Origin of the sequence: Streptomyces agglomeratus, from assembly GCF_001746415.1 — a bacterium.
GTDB lineage: Bacteria > Actinomycetota > Actinomycetes > Streptomycetales > Streptomycetaceae > Streptomyces > Streptomyces agglomeratus.
The window spans coordinates 7,685,568-7,702,601 of sequence record NZ_MEHJ01000001.1 but is presented as its reverse complement, the minus strand read 5'-3'; the positions used below and the strand labels follow the sequence as shown (position 1 = coordinate 7,702,601).

General features: G+C 67.1%; 18 protein-coding genes and 5 pseudogenes. 11 read left to right on the top strand and 12 right to left on the bottom strand.

Annotated features, from left to right (window positions below):
• Positions 1-5: 5 nt before the first annotated feature.
• Both AS594_RS46525 and AS594_RS33725 read right to left on the bottom strand, forming a co-directional pair.
• Positions 6-350, bottom strand: a pseudogene (locus AS594_RS46525) (nitroreductase/quinone reductase family protein); the annotation flags it as partial.
• Positions 347-952 (bottom strand): NAD(P)-dependent oxidoreductase, encoded by a 606-nt coding sequence (locus tag AS594_RS33725; protein ID WP_069931944.1) that lies wholly within the window; start codon positions 950-952, stop codon positions 347-349. The gene AS594_RS33725 and the pseudogene AS594_RS46525, both read right to left, overlap by 4 nt.
• Before the next feature lie 59 nt (positions 953-1,011).
• Between AS594_RS33725 and AS594_RS33720 the strand changes: the two genes are divergently transcribed.
• Complete coding sequence (locus AS594_RS33720; RefSeq protein ID WP_069933749.1) at positions 1,012-1,401, top strand: winged helix-turn-helix transcriptional regulator; 390 nt, start codon at positions 1,012-1,014, stop codon at positions 1,399-1,401.
• A gap of 203 nt (positions 1,402-1,604) precedes the next feature.
• Here the strand turns inward: AS594_RS33720 and AS594_RS33715 are convergent, their stop codons facing one another.
• Positions 1,605-2,174: a MepB family protein gene (locus AS594_RS33715; RefSeq protein WP_069931945.1), complete on the bottom strand. Its 570-nt coding sequence runs from the start codon at positions 2,172-2,174 to the stop codon at positions 1,605-1,607.
• Positions 2,175-2,313: 139 nt separating this feature from the next.
• Between AS594_RS33715 and AS594_RS48035 the strand changes: the two are divergent.
• The 5 genes and pseudogenes from AS594_RS48035 to AS594_RS33690 form a co-directional block, all read left to right on the top strand.
• A pseudogene (locus AS594_RS48035) lies at positions 2,314-2,723 on the top strand (IS982 family transposase); the annotation flags it as partial.
• Between the two features lie 65 nt (positions 2,724-2,788).
• The gene (locus AS594_RS33700; RefSeq protein WP_069931946.1) at positions 2,789-3,022 is read left to right on the top strand and encodes a hypothetical protein; all 234 of its coding nucleotides are present in this window, start codon (positions 2,789-2,791) and stop codon (positions 3,020-3,022) included.
• Between the two features lie 549 nt (positions 3,023-3,571).
• A complete protein-coding gene (locus AS594_RS46520) occupies positions 3,572-3,796 on the top strand; it encodes a hypothetical protein (RefSeq protein WP_276207450.1) in 225 nt (74 codons plus the stop codon).
• Positions 3,797-3,866: 70 nt separating this feature from the next.
• Positions 3,867-4,169 (top strand): ArsR/SmtB family transcription factor, encoded by a 303-nt coding sequence (locus tag AS594_RS33695; RefSeq protein WP_069931000.1) that lies wholly within the window; start codon positions 3,867-3,869, stop codon positions 4,167-4,169.
• Positions 4,166-4,558, top strand: a pseudogene (locus AS594_RS33690) (VOC family protein). The gene AS594_RS33695 and the pseudogene AS594_RS33690 overlap by 4 nt, the downstream one beginning before the upstream one ends.
• A 149-nt stretch (positions 4,559-4,707) precedes the next feature.
• Here the strand turns inward: AS594_RS33690 and AS594_RS33685 are convergent.
• From AS594_RS33685 to AS594_RS33665, 7 genes and pseudogenes are all read right to left on the bottom strand, one after another.
• Positions 4,708-5,352 carry a dihydrofolate reductase family protein gene (locus tag AS594_RS33685; RefSeq protein ID WP_069774820.1) on the bottom strand — a complete coding sequence of 215 codons (645 nt, stop codon included), beginning with the start codon at positions 5,350-5,352 and terminating at the stop codon, positions 4,708-4,710.
• A 772-nt stretch (positions 5,353-6,124) separates the two neighbouring features.
• Positions 6,125-6,840: pseudogene (locus tag AS594_RS33680) on the bottom strand (N-acetyltransferase).
• Between the two features lie 305 nt (positions 6,841-7,145).
• Positions 7,146-7,406, bottom strand: coding sequence for an HNH endonuclease (locus tag AS594_RS46515; protein ID WP_240509150.1), 261 nt, complete (start codon positions 7,404-7,406; stop codon positions 7,146-7,148).
• A 362-nt stretch (positions 7,407-7,768) separates the two neighbouring features.
• Entirely contained in the window at positions 7,769-9,145 is a 1,377-nt protein-coding gene (locus AS594_RS33675; protein ID WP_069933750.1) for an IS1380 family transposase, read from the bottom strand.
• A gap of 148 nt (positions 9,146-9,293) precedes the next feature.
• Positions 9,294-9,622 (bottom strand): annotated as a pseudogene (locus AS594_RS43230) (transposase); the annotation flags it as partial.
• A gap of 89 nt (positions 9,623-9,711) precedes the next feature.
• Entirely contained in the window at positions 9,712-10,335 is a 624-nt protein-coding gene (locus AS594_RS33670; protein WP_069931948.1) for a histidine phosphatase family protein, read from the bottom strand.
• A 381-nt stretch (positions 10,336-10,716) separates the two neighbouring features.
• Complete coding sequence (locus AS594_RS33665; RefSeq protein WP_069931949.1) at positions 10,717-12,201, bottom strand: phosphatidylinositol-specific phospholipase C domain-containing protein; 1,485 nt, start codon at positions 12,199-12,201, stop codon at positions 10,717-10,719.
• Between the two features lie 304 nt (positions 12,202-12,505).
• Here AS594_RS33665 and AS594_RS33660 point away from each other — a divergent pair, with 304 nt between their 5' ends.
• From AS594_RS33660 to AS594_RS33650, 3 genes are all read left to right on the top strand, one after another.
• On the top strand, positions 12,506-13,171 hold the full coding sequence (locus AS594_RS33660; RefSeq protein WP_069930156.1) for a VOC family protein: 666 nt from the start codon (positions 12,506-12,508) through the stop codon (positions 13,169-13,171).
• A gap of 54 nt (positions 13,172-13,225) precedes the next feature.
• Entirely contained in the window at positions 13,226-13,711 is a 486-nt protein-coding gene (locus tag AS594_RS33655; protein ID WP_069774826.1) for an iron chaperone, read from the top strand.
• Between the two features lie 275 nt (positions 13,712-13,986).
• Positions 13,987-14,508 (top strand): HAD domain-containing protein, encoded by a 522-nt coding sequence (locus tag AS594_RS33650; protein ID WP_069931950.1) that lies wholly within the window; start codon positions 13,987-13,989, stop codon positions 14,506-14,508.
• 167 nt (positions 14,509-14,675) lie between these two features.
• On the opposite strand, the gene AS594_RS33645 is transcribed toward AS594_RS33650, so the two are convergent.
• Together AS594_RS33645 and AS594_RS44890 are read right to left on the bottom strand one after the other, a co-directional pair.
• A complete protein-coding gene (locus AS594_RS33645) occupies positions 14,676-15,197 on the bottom strand; it encodes a hypothetical protein (RefSeq protein WP_069931951.1) in 522 nt (173 codons plus the stop codon).
• The gene (locus AS594_RS44890) at positions 15,173-15,448 is read right to left on the bottom strand and encodes a hypothetical protein (protein ID WP_167368072.1); all 276 of its coding nucleotides are present in this window, start codon (positions 15,446-15,448) and stop codon (positions 15,173-15,175) included. Before AS594_RS44890 ends, AS594_RS33645 begins: the two co-directional genes overlap by 25 nt.
• 318 nt (positions 15,449-15,766) lie before the next feature.
• Between AS594_RS44890 and AS594_RS33640 the strand changes: the two genes are divergently transcribed.
• Positions 15,767-16,270: a hypothetical protein gene (locus tag AS594_RS33640; protein ID WP_069931952.1), complete on the top strand. Its 504-nt coding sequence runs from the start codon at positions 15,767-15,769 to the stop codon at positions 16,268-16,270.
• Complete coding sequence (locus tag AS594_RS41510) at positions 16,267-16,980, top strand: excalibur calcium-binding domain-containing protein (protein ID WP_240509149.1); 714 nt, start codon at positions 16,267-16,269, stop codon at positions 16,978-16,980. The genes AS594_RS33640 and AS594_RS41510 overlap by 4 nt, the downstream gene beginning before the upstream one ends.
• Positions 16,981-17,034 lie beyond the last annotated feature (54 nt).

Genomic DNA, 17,034 nt, shown 5'->3' with positions numbered 1-17,034 from the left:
GAGGGCATTGCGGCCACCGGCCACAGGCGGGCCGACTCGGCCGCCGTGGCCGGCCGGGCCGTCGCGGTGAAGGTGGCCGCGCCGACCTGGAGGGTGACCTCCGGGGTAGCCAGCAGGTTCAGGTACCAGGCCGGGTGGCGGTCCGCCCCCGCGTTGGACGCCGTGAGGACGTACGCGTCCTCGTCCCGGACGTACGCCAGCGCCGTTCGGCGCAGAAGGCCGGACTTGCGGCCCCGGGTGGTCAGGAGCAGATCGGCCACTCCGGGGCGGGGGCGGCCGCCGGTCTCCTCGAAGCGGCGGATGTGGTCGGCGATCCAGGGAGTCGGGTTGTCGTGGACCGTGTCGGTCATACGGCGGACACTCCCGCGTGGGTCTGGTGCAGGGTTGGGACCTCGACCTCGTCCAGCAGTGCGCGGGCGAAGTCTGCGGGCGTGATCCGACTGTCGGTGGCGGCCAGGGTGAGCGCGTACCGGCCCGAGGACTCGCCCTCGTGGTCGAAGTCCCCTGCCGGGCTCAGCACTACCCAGTCCAGCGCCTGTGGCGCGGCCGTGCGCAGAGCCTCGGTGCCGGCGCCGTGGCCGACATAGAACTCCCGCCATTCCTGCGGGTATCCGGGGGTGTCCATCAGCAAGTCCCCGGACGCGGTGGGCAGTACGGACGCCAGCCCGACGGACACCAGCCGCTTCACCCCAGCCGCCGGGAGCCCTTCCGCGAGGGCGCGGGCAACCGCGGGGAAGAACTCGCCGGGGCGCGTCCCGGCGTCGTACACGGCGACAATCGCCGCCTCGTGCCCGGCCGCGAGCCGCGCCACGGCGGCTGGGTCCGTGACGTTTCCGTCGGCCCGCCCTGTCGTGGTGACTTCGTGGCCCCGTCTCCGGGCCTCCGCCACGGCCGCCCGGCCGACCCGACCGCCAGCCCCGAAGATGATGATCCTGCTGCTCTTGGCTTTCATGGACGGGAGCGTAGGCCGAGGACTGGTTTCCGATCGGATACCGCCCTACGGTGTGGATCATGACCAAGCCGCAGGCCGAACGGGCCCCTCTGGATCCTGAGATGTTCGACCCCGTCTGTCCGTCCCCGCTGGTGCCGTTCCGCGTGGGCGACAAGTGGGCCACGCTGATCCTGCGATGCCTGCAGGACGGCCCGCGCCGCTTCTCGGAGCTCAAGGTCCCGCTGCGTGGCGTCACGGCCAAGTCGCTGACCCAGTCCCTGCGCAGGCTTGAGCGGGACGGTTTCGTCGTGCGGGAGGAGTCCGAGGGCACAGGGCGACGTGTCGAGTACGCCCTGCCCCCGCTCGGCCGGGGCCTACTGGGGCCGCTCGACGCAGCCTGCGAGTGGACGCGAGAGAACTGGGACGAGCTGATCGACGCACAGGAAGCGGGCCTTTCAAGGGACAGCTGATCCTTGATCAGCCCAAGACGCAGACGCCGGTAAGGACTCCGCCCTTACGAACAGCTCTCAGGAGGGACCCCCTGCGCCTGTGTCCGCATTCTGGGAGCAGAGACGCGAGATTCATGCGGTTACCAGCCTGAGAACCGAAATCGCCTGATCAGTCGCCAGCCGCAGGGCCACCATGTGCCGTCTTGTGGTCCGCCGGCGCCGTCCTATGGGTGGTAGAGCTCCTGGGCGCGGGCGGAGTCGAGGGGCCTGTCCTCGTACAGGTGCAGGAAGCGGTCCAGCTGCCATGCCTGCGCGCTGCTGGCCTGGCGGTTGGTGGTGGTCACCCACGGCGGGTAGAGGCGGAAGGCTCGTTTCCCGCTGGAGCCGGCTGCTGATACGACCCCGTGCCGGCGGAGAGCGTCCATGGGAAACACGAACTGGCCGAAGTGGTTGTCGTCACGACTGCTGATGACGAAGAGGTCGACGGGGTCTGTGGTGTCGAAGGGCTGGATGGGCCCGCCCGGGGATCTCTTCCATAGGGTGACGAACTGGCCGATCTTGGTTGGGGTCGTCTTGGCTGCTCGGAACCGGATGGCGAGGCCGTTCAGGGTGAATTCGTGGGCCCCATACTCGGCACTTTCGACTTCGGGGACTGGCTGCGAACAGGAGAACCCGCAGGGGTCGTAGAGGAGCGCTTTCGCCGCGAGGAGATCGCTGTGGGCCTCCGTGGTGTCCGACCATGGTGTGAGGCCGGTGGGGTGGAGACCGGATGAGTACTCGCGGTTTGTCGTCATTCCTTCACCCTGTCACGGGTGCTTGCTCTCGCTGGTGCTCGTACGGCTGCCGACTCGGCTTCGGGGGGTGCAGCCCTCGTGGAGGCACCCTGAATGAGATGGCAGGGCCGCGAACAGGGCAGAGCTCTCATGATCTTCTGTGACGAATGATCTGGATGTCCTGCTGACCGCGCTGTACGTGAAGATCGACGACGTGATCGTGGCGGAGCGATGGCTGGGTCGGCCGCCATGGCTGACGGATTCCGAACCGGTCGCGCTCGCGGTTGGCCGGGCGGTTTTGGGCTTCACTCGGAGTCCAGATGACTGCGTTTCATTGACTCCCGTCTGAGTGCGATGTTCCCGTAAGTACCGGAGCAGCCGGGGGGGAACAAGCGGCTGAGGGCCACGCTGGTCACGCGCGTGATCCGGCTGCCAGCGGCGGACACCGACTGCTGGTTCGACGAGTACTGGATCGTGGATTCCGCGCCCGTGGAGTGCGGCCGCTCACGGCCGACGGTGAAGCGGCCGCAGAGGGCGGGCTGGGCCGGATACGAGTACTGCGCCGCATACTGTGAGCGTCAGCGATCAGCTGCGCTGGACCGTGTCCCGCAGGCGCTGTGGGAGTTGATCACGACATGAAGAAGTCACCCTCACGCATCATCGCCATCACAGCACTCACCGCCGGTGCAGCCCTTGCCTCTGTGGCCCCCGCGCAGGCGGGCGTCGTCGACGGTGCACTCAACAACGTCGCCGCCCTGGATTCCGTCAACGTCCTGGGCTCGCTCATCAACAGCACCCTCTCTGACACGGCGAACAACAACGCCAACACGAAAGCAGACGGCACGGCGAACAACAGCAGCAACCACTGAACACCTGCACCACGGAGCCCCCGCGCTGGTCGGGCCGGGGTTCCCATGCTTACGGCTGCTCCGCGACCGCGCCCCCTTACGCCTGGCGTAACCACCACGCTGTGCCACCTGGTGTGGCCATGGTGTCGGTGCTGGCTGCGGGCCGGTGAACCTGTCACCGAACGCCGTAGGGTGCGGGCGGGGCCACACCGGTGGGGCCGTGCGCCGGGGGGCGGTAGGGGCTCCTTCGCGCCATAGCCGGTGCCGCCCCGCAATACAGGAAGAGCTCGATGATTCGGACCGTCTGTTCGAAGCTGCGGCGTGACATCCTCCCGGCCTGAAAGCCTGGGACTCGCGTGCGCCGACCGGCAGGTCGAGGACTACCTCATCCACGCAATCTGCCCCCCGGCACCGAGTGCGGTGCCGCCCCGCGACCGGACGTACGTCCGACAACTCCCTCGGCACCCGGTGCCGAGGGAGTGAAAATCTTGCATCACGGCGGCGGTCTGCTCGACCAGGCGTTGCGGCACGCCGCAGGTGCGGCCGCGGCCCTGAGGGCCGGCCCTCGGGATGCGCCCATTACGCCGACCTGCCAGCCGAGGCCGTCGACATTGGGGCACACCGCATCCCTCCTGGCGCGGTGTGCCGATCTACCCGTGCGGAGAGAGCCTCGTCAGCCAAGCCCGCACGGCCTCGACCCTGTGCATGCGCACCGGCGAGGACAACCAGGGCGTGATCGGGCTGCGGCGGTCGCGCATCCCGGGACGAGAGCGATCAAGTCGCAAAGAGGGTTGAAGGACGGGCGACTCGGGACGGGACGCGCCACAACTTGATAGGCAAGTACGTGGTTACCTATCCTGTGGTCGTGGCCGACGACATATTCAAAGCCCTGGCCGACCCCACCCGCCGCACCATCCTCGACGAGCTCGCGGAGAAGTCCGGACAGACACTGTTCGAGATCTGCTCCCGCCTGAGCATGAAGCACCAGCTCGGCATCTCACGTCAGGCTGTCTCCCAGCACCTCGCCGTGCTGGAGGCCGCCGGGCTCGTCGAGACCAGACGGGAGGGCCGCTACAAGTTCCACGACCTGCATACAGCCCCGCTGCGGCAGATAGCCGAGCGATGGCTCGTGCCCGACGCATCCGGACCAGAGAAGAGCACCCCATGAGGATCCATCTGACCAGCGTCTTCGTCGACGACTAGGCGAAGGCCGAGCACTTCTACACCGAAATTCTCGGCTTCGTGAAGAAGCACGACGTCCCGGTAGGCGAAGAGGACCGGTGGCTGACCGTCGTCTCGCCCGACGAGCCCGACGGCACCGAACTCCTCCTCGAGCCCGCCGGCCATCCGGCCGTCAAGACCTACCGCGACGCGCTCGTCAAGGACGGCATCCCGCTCGCCCAGTTCACCGTCGACGACGTACAGGCGGAGTACCAGCGCCTGCGCGGCCTCGGCGTCGGCTTCACCCAGGAACCCCTGGAAATGGGCCCCGTCACCACCGCCGTCTTCGACGATACCTGCGGCAACCTGATCCAGATCGCGACCAAGCCGCAGTAGGCAGTTGCCCGCCGCGATCTTGAATCTGGCGTCGACGGTCCATCGTGAATGCCGGAACGCACGACCGGGATGTTCGTCTCGAGTCATCGACGCCCGGGCGAGCCGGTGTCCCCTCCACTGCGGTAAGGACCCGCGACGGCGGGGCGGCCTCAGTCGTCGCTTCCGACACCGCGATCGGGTGCGCTCATGTCCCCCGTCGCGGGAGTGCCGTCGGCGAGCCCGTAGCGCAGGTAGACGGTGCCCTTCGGGCTGGCTACCGGCGGTGCGAGGAGCGTGACGTTGGTGGGCACCGCGCCATCGTCGAAGACCTTCTTCCCGACACCAAGCACGATCGGGTGCAGCCAGAGGTCGAGCCGGTCGAAGAGCTTCTCGCGCAGGAGAGACTGCACGAGGTTCAGGCTCCCGACGACCTTCACGTGCTCGTGCCGGTCACGGATCTCGCGCACCGAGTCCGCGAGGTCCGGGCCGAGCTGCGTGGACCCGGCCCACGAGAGGTCAGGCTTACCACGAGAGGCCACATACTTCGGGACTCGGTTGAAGAGTGTGGCGAACTCGCTGTCTTCGCCGCCTTCCTGGTGAGGCCAGTAGGCGGCGAAGATGTCGTACGTCCGCCGGCCGAGCAGGAGGGCGTCCGTGCCTTCGTACGCGGCACCGACCTGCGCCCCGGCGACCTCGTCCAGCAGGGGCGCCTGCCAGCCACCGAACGGGAACCCCACCGGGTCCTCGTCGGGGCCGCCGGGCGCCTGCCCGACGAGGTCGAGGGTCGCGAACAGCTCGATGTCGATGAGGCCCATGGCTTACTCCAGATGAGTCGGTTGTCTCCCTCAAGAGATAGACCTGCGGATGCCCGCAGACTCATCGCCGCGCCGCAACCAGTTGCACCTACTGGGGCGATTCCCCCACGAGGTCGCCCAGCCTGGAACACCTGTCCGTTGCGACTCACCGGGCTGGCCGCTCCCTAAGCCATACAGCGCTCGTCAGAGCGAACCAGGCAGTGTATCGAAAGTGGATCTTAAGCAATGAATGATCACGGCTATGGGGCGGGGAGATCTCCCCGAGGAACAGTGGGGCGCTGGAGAGTCGGCTTCACTGTGCCGGGCCGAGCGACCAGCCGCGCTGCACCTGGTCCTCGACCATTTGATTGTCGTTCGCGGAACGGTTAGCCGTGCAACGGCCGTGCAACGACGGCGTGCCAGGCCGTGGGGGCGGCCGGGGTAGGGGTGCTGGGTGCTCGGGTGCACGGGCATGCGGACAGTCACCCGCCTCCGCACTGAAAAGCGGGCGCCTGTGGGCCAGGTGTCCCGAGGCGGCCGGTGCACTTGCTCCTCGTACCGCGTGCCGACTGGGGGAACGCAGCGGTCAGTTGACACGCACGCAGGCTCTGGCACCCGTTCCGAACGGCCACCTGTTCGACGAACACTGCGAGGCCGCATCAGCGCAGCAACGCTTGCACAAGTACGGCCTGCTCACCACCGGCAGGCCTTCCGGGAAACAGCCAGGCACTGGAGGCCAGTCGGGACCGACACGTATACGGCTCGGCGCATGACCGGCACCACGGGAGTGTGATCAGAGGGTGGGCGGATGCACCTCGTGCCGGACCCATACGTTGGGCTCGACATAGACAGCTAGGTCGCGTGCGGTGTCACATGCACGGGGACGAGGGCGCCTGGTACGTCGATGTCACCGTCGTTTTCGAATGGCAAGCCGGTCCACTGCCGCCACTGGGCCAGTGAGCCGCTGACTGTCATCGATGCCGAGGCGATCTTCTGGATGCTGCCGCCGGCCTTGACGTGTACTCGGAGCCAGGGGTCGGTCGGAAATCCGTCGTCGCCCTGCCGGCGGACGTAGTCGGTCATGGTGACGCGCGGTTCGAGGTGTTTGGCCGTGGGGCGGACCGGGGCCAACAGTACGTTGTGGCCCTGTCGGCCGACGGCATCCCGCAGCGCGGACAACATCTTGTAGGACAGGCCACGGCTGAGGTATTCGGTGTCCACCGTGATCTCCAGCGCGCTGGCCGTCGTCGGTGAATGCCCATGGCGCTGGTCGGAGAACGACCAGACGAGTACCTGGTCCCAGCCCTTGTCCGGCATCTCTTCACGGCCGTCAAGGTTGGCCTTGAACGGTACGCTCAGCCCACGGGCGACGACGCGGGCGCCGTCCGTTGCCACCACGCAGTAGTGCGGGAACTCTTCGGCCACCCGGCTCAGCAAGGCTTCCGCAACCAGATCGGGCGGTATGAAGGCCGGCCAGGTGTCAGCGATCTCGTAAAGGCGGGAAAGCAACGACGGTGCCTGGTTTTATTGCCAACACGCATGGCCTGCAGCACCTGGAAGATCTCAACTAGTAGGGATCTTTTACCCCATTGTTAAACTAGACGGAATCTGAGCGGCATGTGCGAACTAAACGGGCGGTCCGATCGGCACCTCGGAGCGTGCGAATGTCCTCCTACAGGGCGAAGCATTATGAAAGCCGCAGACTTCAAAGATGACACATCCGTACTAAGCGTCCCTAAACACCCTCTCAGAACCGGGCATGCCTGTTTCCAGGCACCACGGCTCAAGCAAGCCCAAACGCTTCACAGAATCTGCTATTTGTTGCTTCCATCTCGCGCATGAAGCTGCTGATGGCATTCGGAGTGAACGAGTCGAAGATTCTTGACTTCATCAGATCCGCCGTCTCTTCGGTAGGCGAAGTGGTGTTTATGTAACCGCTTCTTCATCGCGTCGAACCAGTCGATCCACTCGCGTGGACTTTCCGGCTCATATTCCGCTCCAACGATGAGCGCCTGACCGCAGAGCGGACAAAGTCCCTTCTGACGGGCTGCCAGAGTAAGGCTGTTCTTGTCCATTGGCGGAGGTGTGCGCGTCCTACGACGCTGACTCCAGTAGTCACCGAGCGCGGGATCGTCAGGCGACGACTTTCCCTTGACTAGCTGATGCCTTCTGATGTTGGTCCAGGCGAACTTGGGAAGATGTGCACCTGTGGTGCGGTCACCGAAGACCCAGTTATTGTTCTTGGACCGATTGAGTCGGCCGAAGTACTTATTAACCTCGATCTTTCGTGACGGTCCGCCGACGGAGTCGGTGGACCGTTTCGCTTTCTGTGGCTTGTGGTGGGCAGGCCGAGGTCCCGAGTGTCGTCTCGGGTGGACGCCGGGTTCCACTGCTCCGGTCTGGACTGGTTCCCTCGTAGGGGCGGGAAGGTTGCTGGTCAGCCGGGGTTCGGCAGGAGTGCAAGACGTTCGAGGGCGGTGGTCACCTCATCGGTCCAGGGCCAGTGGCGGGCGAGGCGGAGGATGCGGCGCCGGCCGGTGGTGACGAGTTGCCCGGCCGCGGAGAACAGGCGGAATCGCAGGCGGCGGGGTTCCCAGAGTCGGGCCTTGCCGGTGAGGGCGAGCATGGGCATCCAGGCCAGGAGGTCGAGGGCGATCTGGACGATCTCGAGCCAGACCTTGTTCTGGGCTGTTGTGTGGAGGGGCAGGTTGCGCAGGCCGGTGGCTCGGGCGGCCCGGATCCGGTCCTCGGCCCGGGCCCGCAGCCGGTGACGGAGTTCGAGCTCGGCGATCGCCCGGTCGGGGGTGTTGGTCGCGAAGCAGGTGATCCGCATGCCGTCCGCGTCCGTGATTCTCAACTGGGCGCCGGGATGAGGCCGTTCCCTTCGGACGATCAGTCGCATGCCGTTGGGCCAGCCGTCCAGGAGTTTGCCTGTGAGCTCGGCGACCCAGGCGCCGTCACGGGCCTCGCCGTCGGTCTCGACGGCCGGGGTCCAGGCTGAGGCGGGGATCTTCAGCACGTGTTCGTGGATTGCTTCGGTGATCACCATGCCGACCGAGTAGGACAGCCACCGTCCCCGCTTCGCGAGCCAGGACACGAAGTCGTGGGTGCCGCCCGCGGAGTCGGTGCGGATCAGGGTCTGGCGCCCTCGACGGTAGTGCTTCGGCAGTTGGGCCAGGGCGAGTTGGGTGGTGGTGATGTGGTCGGCTGCCGTGTTGGAGCCCGCGTTTCCCGGTCTCAGGAGGGCGGCGACGGGCTCACCGGTTCCGCCCGGTCCGTGGTCGAGGAAGGCTGTCAGGGGGTGATGGCCGTAGGTCTTCTTCCAGGTCGGGGCCGCGTCCTGTTTGTCGGAGTGGGCGATCACGAGGACTCCGTCGAGATCGATGACGACTTGGCCGCCGGCGTCGGGGGCGTTCTTGCCGGCCAACGACCAGGCACGATGGCGGACTTCGGACCGTGCGGACCGGATGGCCTGCAGGGCTTTCTCGCCGGAGACGGCGAGGGCGTCGATCAGGCGGGAGACGGTCGGGTCGGAGGCGACCGGGCCGAAGACGGCCGGCTCACACCGCAGCATCGCGACGTCCGCGAGGCAGTCTCCGCCCAGGGCGACCGCCAGGGCGACGTCCAGGAGGGCCTTGCCGGGATCGTGGACGGCCCGGGGTTTGCGCCACGGAGCCAGGGCCTGGGATATGGCCTGGTCAAGGCCGGTTTTGCGGACCGTTTCGACGAGCAGGACCGACCCTGCCTGGGAGACGACCTGGCGGCCGTCGTCCTGGACGCGGACGCGGGGGTAGGAGCCGATAGAGTGCTTCACCTGGGAAGTGCCTCCGGCGGTGGCAGGAACAAGGACCTCGACAATCCTCATTCTTGCTGGTCAGAGGCACTTTCTGCTTTCCTGACCGCCTGCCGGACAGCCCGCTTCATGAAAGCGCGAGGTTAACGTGTGCGACTTCGTGTCGCACCTTGAGGCGGTTGAAGCACCGCTCAACGGTGTTCCGCTGCTTGTAGGCCTCGCGGTCGAACGCTGGCGGGCGCCCGCCGCGGCTGCCGCGCCTGAGGCGGTGGCCGATCTGGCCGGACGGCTGCGGGACAACTGCGCGGATTCCACGCCGCTGCAAGTGGCCTCGGATGTTGAGCGATGAGCAGGCGCGGTCTACGAGAACGGCCAACGGCCGGGTCCGGGGCCTGCGCGGGCCGCCTCGGGGCCCCGGATGCGGGCCATGACAGCCTCAAAAGCCGGCGCGTCACCGGCCTGGCCTGCGGTGAGGGGGAAGGCCAAGGGCCGTGCAATCAGATCAACCGACCCGTGCTCTGAGGGGACATGCTTGGCGACGCCCTCGCTTGGCGCGATGAGCCACGGCGATCGCCTGACGGTCGACTTCAGATGTGCAACTCGGCGGGAAAACCCGTCCAGCGCAACTCGGCGGGCAGATGCCGCATGTCGTTGGAGACGAGGATGGAGGCGGGGCGACCGGGCGCATAGCGGATGACCGTGAGCGCCGCGTTGCAGTGGTTGAGGCCAAGCCAACGCCACTTCGGTGCATGCATGGCGTCCCGGACGAACCAGGCGACCAGGAAGTTGTGGGTGACGACAAGTTCATGCCGGTCCTCTTCGGCCGCCACCGCCCCGGTGAACAGGTCAAGAGCCTGGCGGGCCAGCGCAGGTCCGTGCTTCCGCTCCTCGTCGGTGGCCCCAGCGAGGAAGCGGAGATAGAAGTCTGCTGATGCGGCCGGTAGCTCATCCATTTCCGGTACGTAGGGCACGAAGTCACCGGCGACTTCCGAGACGTGCAGAGGGACGTTCTTCAGTTGATCGCCGATCAGGCGTGCGGTCTGTTCTGCCCGTGACAGAGGACCGTGGTGAACAGCTGCGAAGGGGATCTCCCGGAGGCGTTGGCCGAGCAATGTGGCTTGCCGTCGGCCGCGCTCCGTCAGCCCGCTCTCGTCCGGTAGTGCCTCGCCGTGCCGGACAAGGTAGAGATAGCGGGTGGCTATGCCGGTCATCTCAAGCTCCTCTGCGCCCACTAGCGATCTTGTCATCCATGGACGCTGCCCCCTGAGTGCCGGTTCCCTCCGCCCATCAAAGAGACAGGCGCTAGTGGTCACCAGACTGGCCGTCGGCTGTGACGGCGCGGGGGCTGCGGCATGGTCAGGAGCTGTACACCCTGCCAGGCCCACCGTCGATCATTGGCGGACGGCGTGGGGCTGTGCAGAAGCCGGCTGAACCTTAGCCAGCTGTGATGGTGGCGAGCTGCGCGAATGGCAGGATCAGCCGATAGGCGGCGGGAAGGTCGGCGGCGGTGAAGGTGACTGTCCGGCCACCTTCACCGCGTGAGACCCCTGGCCACTCCGGGAAGGAAGGACGGCCTGGAAGCGTGCTGAGGGCTACTTCGGGCAGGTTTCCTGCGTCACTTTGCCGCCCGCCGCGGCGGCCGTTGCCGGGTCCATCGACAGGCACTGGCCCGTCCAGTTGTTGATGAACGTGTAGGCCGGCCGGGACCCGGTAGCGGTGGCGAGCTTGGTCGGGATGATGTTCCACATCTGGCTGCCCGAGAACCAGCGGGTCTCACAGTCCCACCAGAACAGCTGGGTGCCGGAGCCCGGCGGGGTGCCGTTGTTGTAGGGGACGGTCAGGCACTTGCCATTGCTCGCCTTGATCCAGAAGTGGCCCTTGCCGTCGTACGACGGCTTCTCGGCACCCCACTGGTGGCTGCTCGGCGGGGTCGACTGGCACTCGCGCTGGGTGACCAGGCCGCCGGTCTTGGAACTGTCGAACTCGGGACCCCGCACCATGCAGCGGTTGTGCAGGCTGTTGACGTAGGTCTTGTTGCCGTTGACCAGCCAGATCATCCGGTTGCCGCCCTTGACGGCGTTGTCGGCGTTGTGGTCGATGATCGCGTTCACGACGCCCCAGCCGGGGAAGTCCATCATGACGATGCCGGCGCGGCCGCTCCGGCCGTTGAGGTGCTTCATCAGCTGGTAGTTGACACCCAGGACCTCGGTGGTGACACCGCCCTGGACCGACCGGTAGCCGCCGGCGTACTGGGACGGCAGATGGCCCAGGGGGGCGGTGGACGCGGACGAGTACGTCAGGTATAGGTCACCGGGAGAGCCGGCAATGGCCCGGTTGACGTTGTCCTTGACGTAGCCCCACTTCTCCGGGACGGTCGACGCTGCCCAGTGGTCCTCCTTGTGGTCGTCGAAGCCCTCGATCCCGTAGTTGTCGTTCTCGACGTTGTCGAAGCTGCCCAATACCACCTTGCCGCGGACCTGCCCGAGCGTGGGGACCTTCGCCCGGCGGGTGCCCGACGCCGCATCGGCGTAGAAGAGGCCGGGATACCTGTCCCGGTAGCCGGCGAAGATCTCCTGGACCCGCGCCGGAGTCACCGACTTCGGGTCGTTGGCGCAATCGGCGACGCCCCCGCCGTCGTACGGGCACTCGGCCCGCAGCCGCATCACGATCGCCTCCTTCGGATGCTTCCGGAGGAAGTCCTGCGCCTTGGTCAGCACGTCGTCGAAGTTGGCTTTCTGGTAATACGCGCTGTGGTGGACCGTGAAGTACTTGTTCTCCGTGACGCGGACCCGGATGTCGATGGCGCGGATTCCCCGGTCCAGCTGCGCCGTCAGGGTGTTCGCGCTGTCGCCGTAATCCTCCTGCGTCTGCACCATGGCCCCGCCGTGGATGGCGAGTGTGTCGTGGGTGCCGGGGATCGACATCGCCGAGAGCGGGGTGTCGCTCGCGATGCCCCACATCCACTCGGCCCGGTCCGCCTGCCCGAGGTTCCGGTAGGCGTCCTCGTTGGTTGACCCGGCCGCCCCGGCGGCGGTGGGCGTGAGCAGTGCCGCGCCCAGCGCGACACAGACAGTCATCAAACGTGCCAGCGGGCGGGAGCGTCGGCGCGATCCGCCGACAGCGTGGGCAGTGGAGCGGGGCATGGGACTCCTGTCCGAGTGAGGGGCGCTACGCGGTCCAGCCTGGGCCCCGCCGCTACCGTTTCGCTGACGTTCCACTGACGCCCCGACCGCCGTTCCGGGCAGCAGCGAGAGGGCCTGTCCAGCAATCGGTGCGACTGACTTGGTCGCGTGGCTGGAGGATGCCGGCGTGTGTGGCGAAGCAAGTCTCAAGACCGGTCAGGAATCGAGAAGCCTCAACCGCCTCTCAGCCCCTAGCGTGATGGTCATGGCAACCACCACTTTCACCGCAGCCGGCACGTCCCTCGCGTCCGTCACCCTTGAGGTGGCCGACCCCGAGGCCGCCCGCCGCTTCTACAGCGCCTGCGACCTGGACCCGTACGTGCACCTGCGGGCCTCCGAGGCGCACTCCACCGGATTCCGCGGCTTCACCATGGCGCTCACGGTGTCCGGGCCGGCCACCGTCGACAGCTTCATCGGCGCCGCAGTGGACGCGGGCGCAACGGTGCTGAAGCCCGCCGCGAAGTCGCTGTGGGGCTACGGCGGCGTCGCTCAGGCTCCGGACGGGACGATCTGGAAGGTCGCGACCTCCGCGAAGAAGGACATCGGCCCGGCCACCCGCGAGATCGATGATGTCGTCGTACTGCTCGGCGTCGAGAACGTGAAGGCCACCAAGCAGTTCTACGTCAGCCGGGGCCTGACCGTGGCCAAGAGCTTCGGTGGAAAGTACGCCGAGTTCGCCTCCGGTCAGTCCGGTCCCCTCAAGCTGGCGCTGTACAAGCGCCGTGCCCTTGCCAAGGACCTCGGCGTCCCCGCCGCCGGCGCCGGCTCGCACCGCATCGTCCTCGGCGGCACCGGCGGCACCTTCACCGACCCGGACGGGTTCGCCTGGGAGGCTGCCGCGTCGCGCGCCCCCACGTCGTCCTGACGCCCGGCCCCCGCACTCCCGCCCCGCCTGACCCTGTACGAGAGGAAACTTGCCATGCCGCACACGAAGTCGCCCGTCGAGGACTCCGGCACGACCACCGAGAAGTACAACGGCTTCACCGCCGATGAACGGGCCGCGATGAAGGAGCACGCACGGGAGGAGAAGAAGGCGGCGGCGCGGCGCGGTTCGTCCCGGGCGGAGAAGGATGCGGCGGCGGAGCGGGACGTGCTCGCGAAGATCGCCGAGATGCCGGAGGCGGACCGCGTCCTCGCCGGACGGATCCACGAGATCATCAAGACCGCCGCGCCGGGCCTCGCGCCGAAGCTCTGGTACGGGATGCCCGCGTACGCCAGAGATGGCAAGGTCGTCTGCCACTTCCAGAGCGCGGAGAAGTTCAAGACGAGGTATGCCACGCTCGGCTTCAGCGACCAGGCGTCACTGGACGACGGCGCCATGTGGTCGACCGCCTACGCCGTGAGGGAGCTGACCGCGGCCGATGAAGAGCGCATCAGCGAGCTTGTCAAGAAGGCAGTGGGCTGAGGCCGGCCGGGGCAGAGCCGGTGGCGAGTCTCCGTCGTCATCGTCGGCCTCGCCGGTACCGCGGACCGCACTACGGGACCGTGGTCACCACGGCTTGGTTCACTGCCAGCAGCAGCGTTCGTCTGCTGGTCTGAGCAGCGGCTGCGGACTGTGAGACACCTGGATGGAGACACCTGGATGTCCACGAGGAATAGCAATGGGCGGAGCGGCAGCCGATTGCGGGGCCTTGGTCATCGAGTCGGTCCCCGGCGGGGACCTGTCGCTATCGTGGTCCTGTGACTGGCTCTGTGCAGCGTTCCCTGCTGTTTCTCGATGTCGACGGGCCACTCATCCCGTTCGGCGCGGTGTCCCAGACGTATCCGACCTGTGCGACGGGCCCCGACCTCCTTGACGTCGATGCGAATCCGCTCCTGACCAGGGTCAATCCCGAGCACGGACCCCGGCTGGCGGCGCTCCCGTGCGAGGTGGTCTGGGCGACGACATGGATGGCTGACGCGAACGAGTGCATCGCCCCCCGCATCGGTCTGCCGCAGCTGGCAGTGGTGATCTGGCCGGAGCCGGGCGACCTCGATCACCAGGACGAGCGGAACGGATTGCACTGGAAGACCCGTGCACTCGTTGAATGGGCTGCGGGGCGTCCGTTCGCCTGGGTCGACGACGAGGTCACGGACACCGATCGGGCCTGGGTTGCTGACCATCACCAAGGACACGCCCTGCTCCATCGTGTCGATCCGTGCCAGGGCCTGACTGACGGCGACTATGCGGCTCTCGACTCGTGGCTACGACAGCTGAGCTGATGAGCGGCGGGAGAACGTGAAGGGGCCGCGAGAAGGACCCCCGCCGCATGGGCGTACAAGCTCGCGCATCTTCACACCAGCCGGTGATCACGCCGAATCGCCACCTGCAACTCGACCTTGGACCTCTGCCACATGACCGGGCCCTTCCAAAGCTTGCTGGGTCGCAGTCAGTCCAGATAGGGGCGAAGGAGCCCGTAGTCCGACCGGTCGCCGCGGAGTGCCGGCCTGGGACGATTGTCAGGGTCCAGGGGCTGAGTCGAGTGCCCACTCCTGCGCGGACGGATCTGCGCGAGGATCCTCTCAGCTTCGTCGCGGACGCCGTCGTCGTCATCCGTCTTCAGCTCCCGCAGCTGCTTGATCAGCCGGTCCGCTCCCTCGGTCGTCATCCAGTCGGGGTCGGCATCGAGAGCGGCGCTGATCTGATCTGCCGTGTCGAAGCAGGCGGCGCAGCTCCTGGCCAGCAGCACGTGCCGCAAGCCAACAGTGTCCTTGCGGGCAAGCAACGCGTCGGCGGTGTCCTGGGTCACCCCGGTGTCCTGGGCGTCCAAGAGGAGGCGGAGGAGGACATCCGCGACTTCGTCGATCTTGGCCGATGCCGCGAGCTGTCGACCGGCAGCGGCACGAAGGGACCAGGCCGGCGCATCTGCGTTCACGATTGCCTTGCTCAGGTCTTGGTCGAGGGACTCCATGTCCTCAGCTTGCCAGTGAACGGGACGGCGTTGTCTGCGAGGTCCGGCGGCGGGGAGTAGGGAGCAGAGCTGCCCCTGGTCTTCGCCCACTGGGTGGTGCTCAGCCGGCGGTACACGCGGTATCCGGCGAGGTCCAGCCCATTGGCACCGCGGCGACCCGCAATCTCCGCATCGACGGCACCTGGCGCGACCACCGCCTCCTCCGGCGTGTCCTGCACGACGATCCGCCGCCGCGGGGTTTGGTCAGCCACAACGCGAACCGGGGCTGAGGTGCGTCAGGTTCGGGTGGGCCGTCGGGGTGCTGGGGCTCCACTGGGCAGTAGGTCGCGTCCGCGCGAAACCGTTTCGCACAGCGCCCGGACCAGTACAAACTTCCCTTGCTGGAACCGATTTGGCAGTAAGCAGGGACCTGTTTGAAGCCTGAGATCCCGTCAGCATCCAGCAGAGCGGCGCATGTCCCGGTGTTGTCCGCGGGCTTTCTGCCTCAATCCGGTACGGACAGGCAGCACCTTATGACAATCTGTGCAACTTGAACGCCGATCAAATCTACCGCTCCGCAGGAGAACGCCTTGTCCGTCCCCCCGTACCAGCCTCCGCCCTACCACCCTCCGGCGCCGCCGAACCAGTTCAATGGCAAGCACAAGACCATCCTTGGCTGTGGCGGTCTGCTCTTCATGGTCGTCCTTGTCGGCAGCATCGGCGCCGCGTGCTCACCCCAGGCGAGCGTGAAGACGCGAGCGGTGCCCGGTCCGACCGTTACCGAGACCGTCACTGCCACGGTGACCGACACGCCAAGGCGCGCACCCAAGGAGACAGTTCCAAAGGAGACAGCCTCGGCCGCGGAGAGGACGAAGCTCTCCAATTACGCAGGGCAGCAGCTCCAGGCGGCACAGGACGCCGCCCAGGCCGAGGGCTTCTTCGTCCTCACCTCACACGACGCCACTGGCGCCGGCCGCATGCAGTTGCTGGACCGGAACTGGAAGGTCTGCTCCCAGAAGCCCGGGCCGGGCAAGGTCGACCATTCGACCACGATCGATTTCGCCACCGTCAAGCTGGAAGAGACCTGCCCGTGACTTCGCCGTACGGACCAATTCCGCACACGCCGCCCGCCGACGGGGCACTCAACGCGACGCAGAAGACGGTGTTCGGTTGTGGCGGCATGGCCGCCGTCGCGTTGGTGATGCTGTTGATCGCCGGCGCCTGTTCGCCTGCCCCGCAGGTCAGGACAAAGGCCGTCCCGGGCCCGACCGCCACCGTCACCGCGACTCGGACCGTCACCCCCTCCCCCACGCCGTCGAATAGCCGGGATCCCGAGATGCCCAAGGTCGTCGGCGGAACGTTCGACGAGGCGGAGCGGCGGATCGAGGCGCTGATCGATGGTGAGTTGAGGGCGTACAGCGCCTACGACGACGTCGGACTCCGCAGCGACCACGGCGGCTGGACGGTTTGCTTCCAGGGGCCGGGCAAGGGAACAAAGCTGGTCGCCGCCTACGCCGACCCGAGCGTGCACTTGGTCGCGCCGGGCAGGAAGTGCCCGAAGGTGAAGGGCACCGACCTCCACACGCCTACGCCTACGCCAACGCCCACGCCCACGCGAGACCGTTCCGAGGGCTCCTCCAGTTCCACCGGAGGTGGGAGTGGAGGCGGAGGCGGAGGCGGCAGCGTCCATTACCGGAACTGTGACGCGACCAAGGCCGCCGGCGCGGCTCCGGTTCACCGGGGCGACCCTGGATACGGCCCGCACCTCGACCGGGACGGCGACGGCTCTGCCTGTGAGAGCTGACCCTCCCATCCAGCCCAAGGCGATTTCCTGAAGGGCTCAAGACGCGCGGCGCAG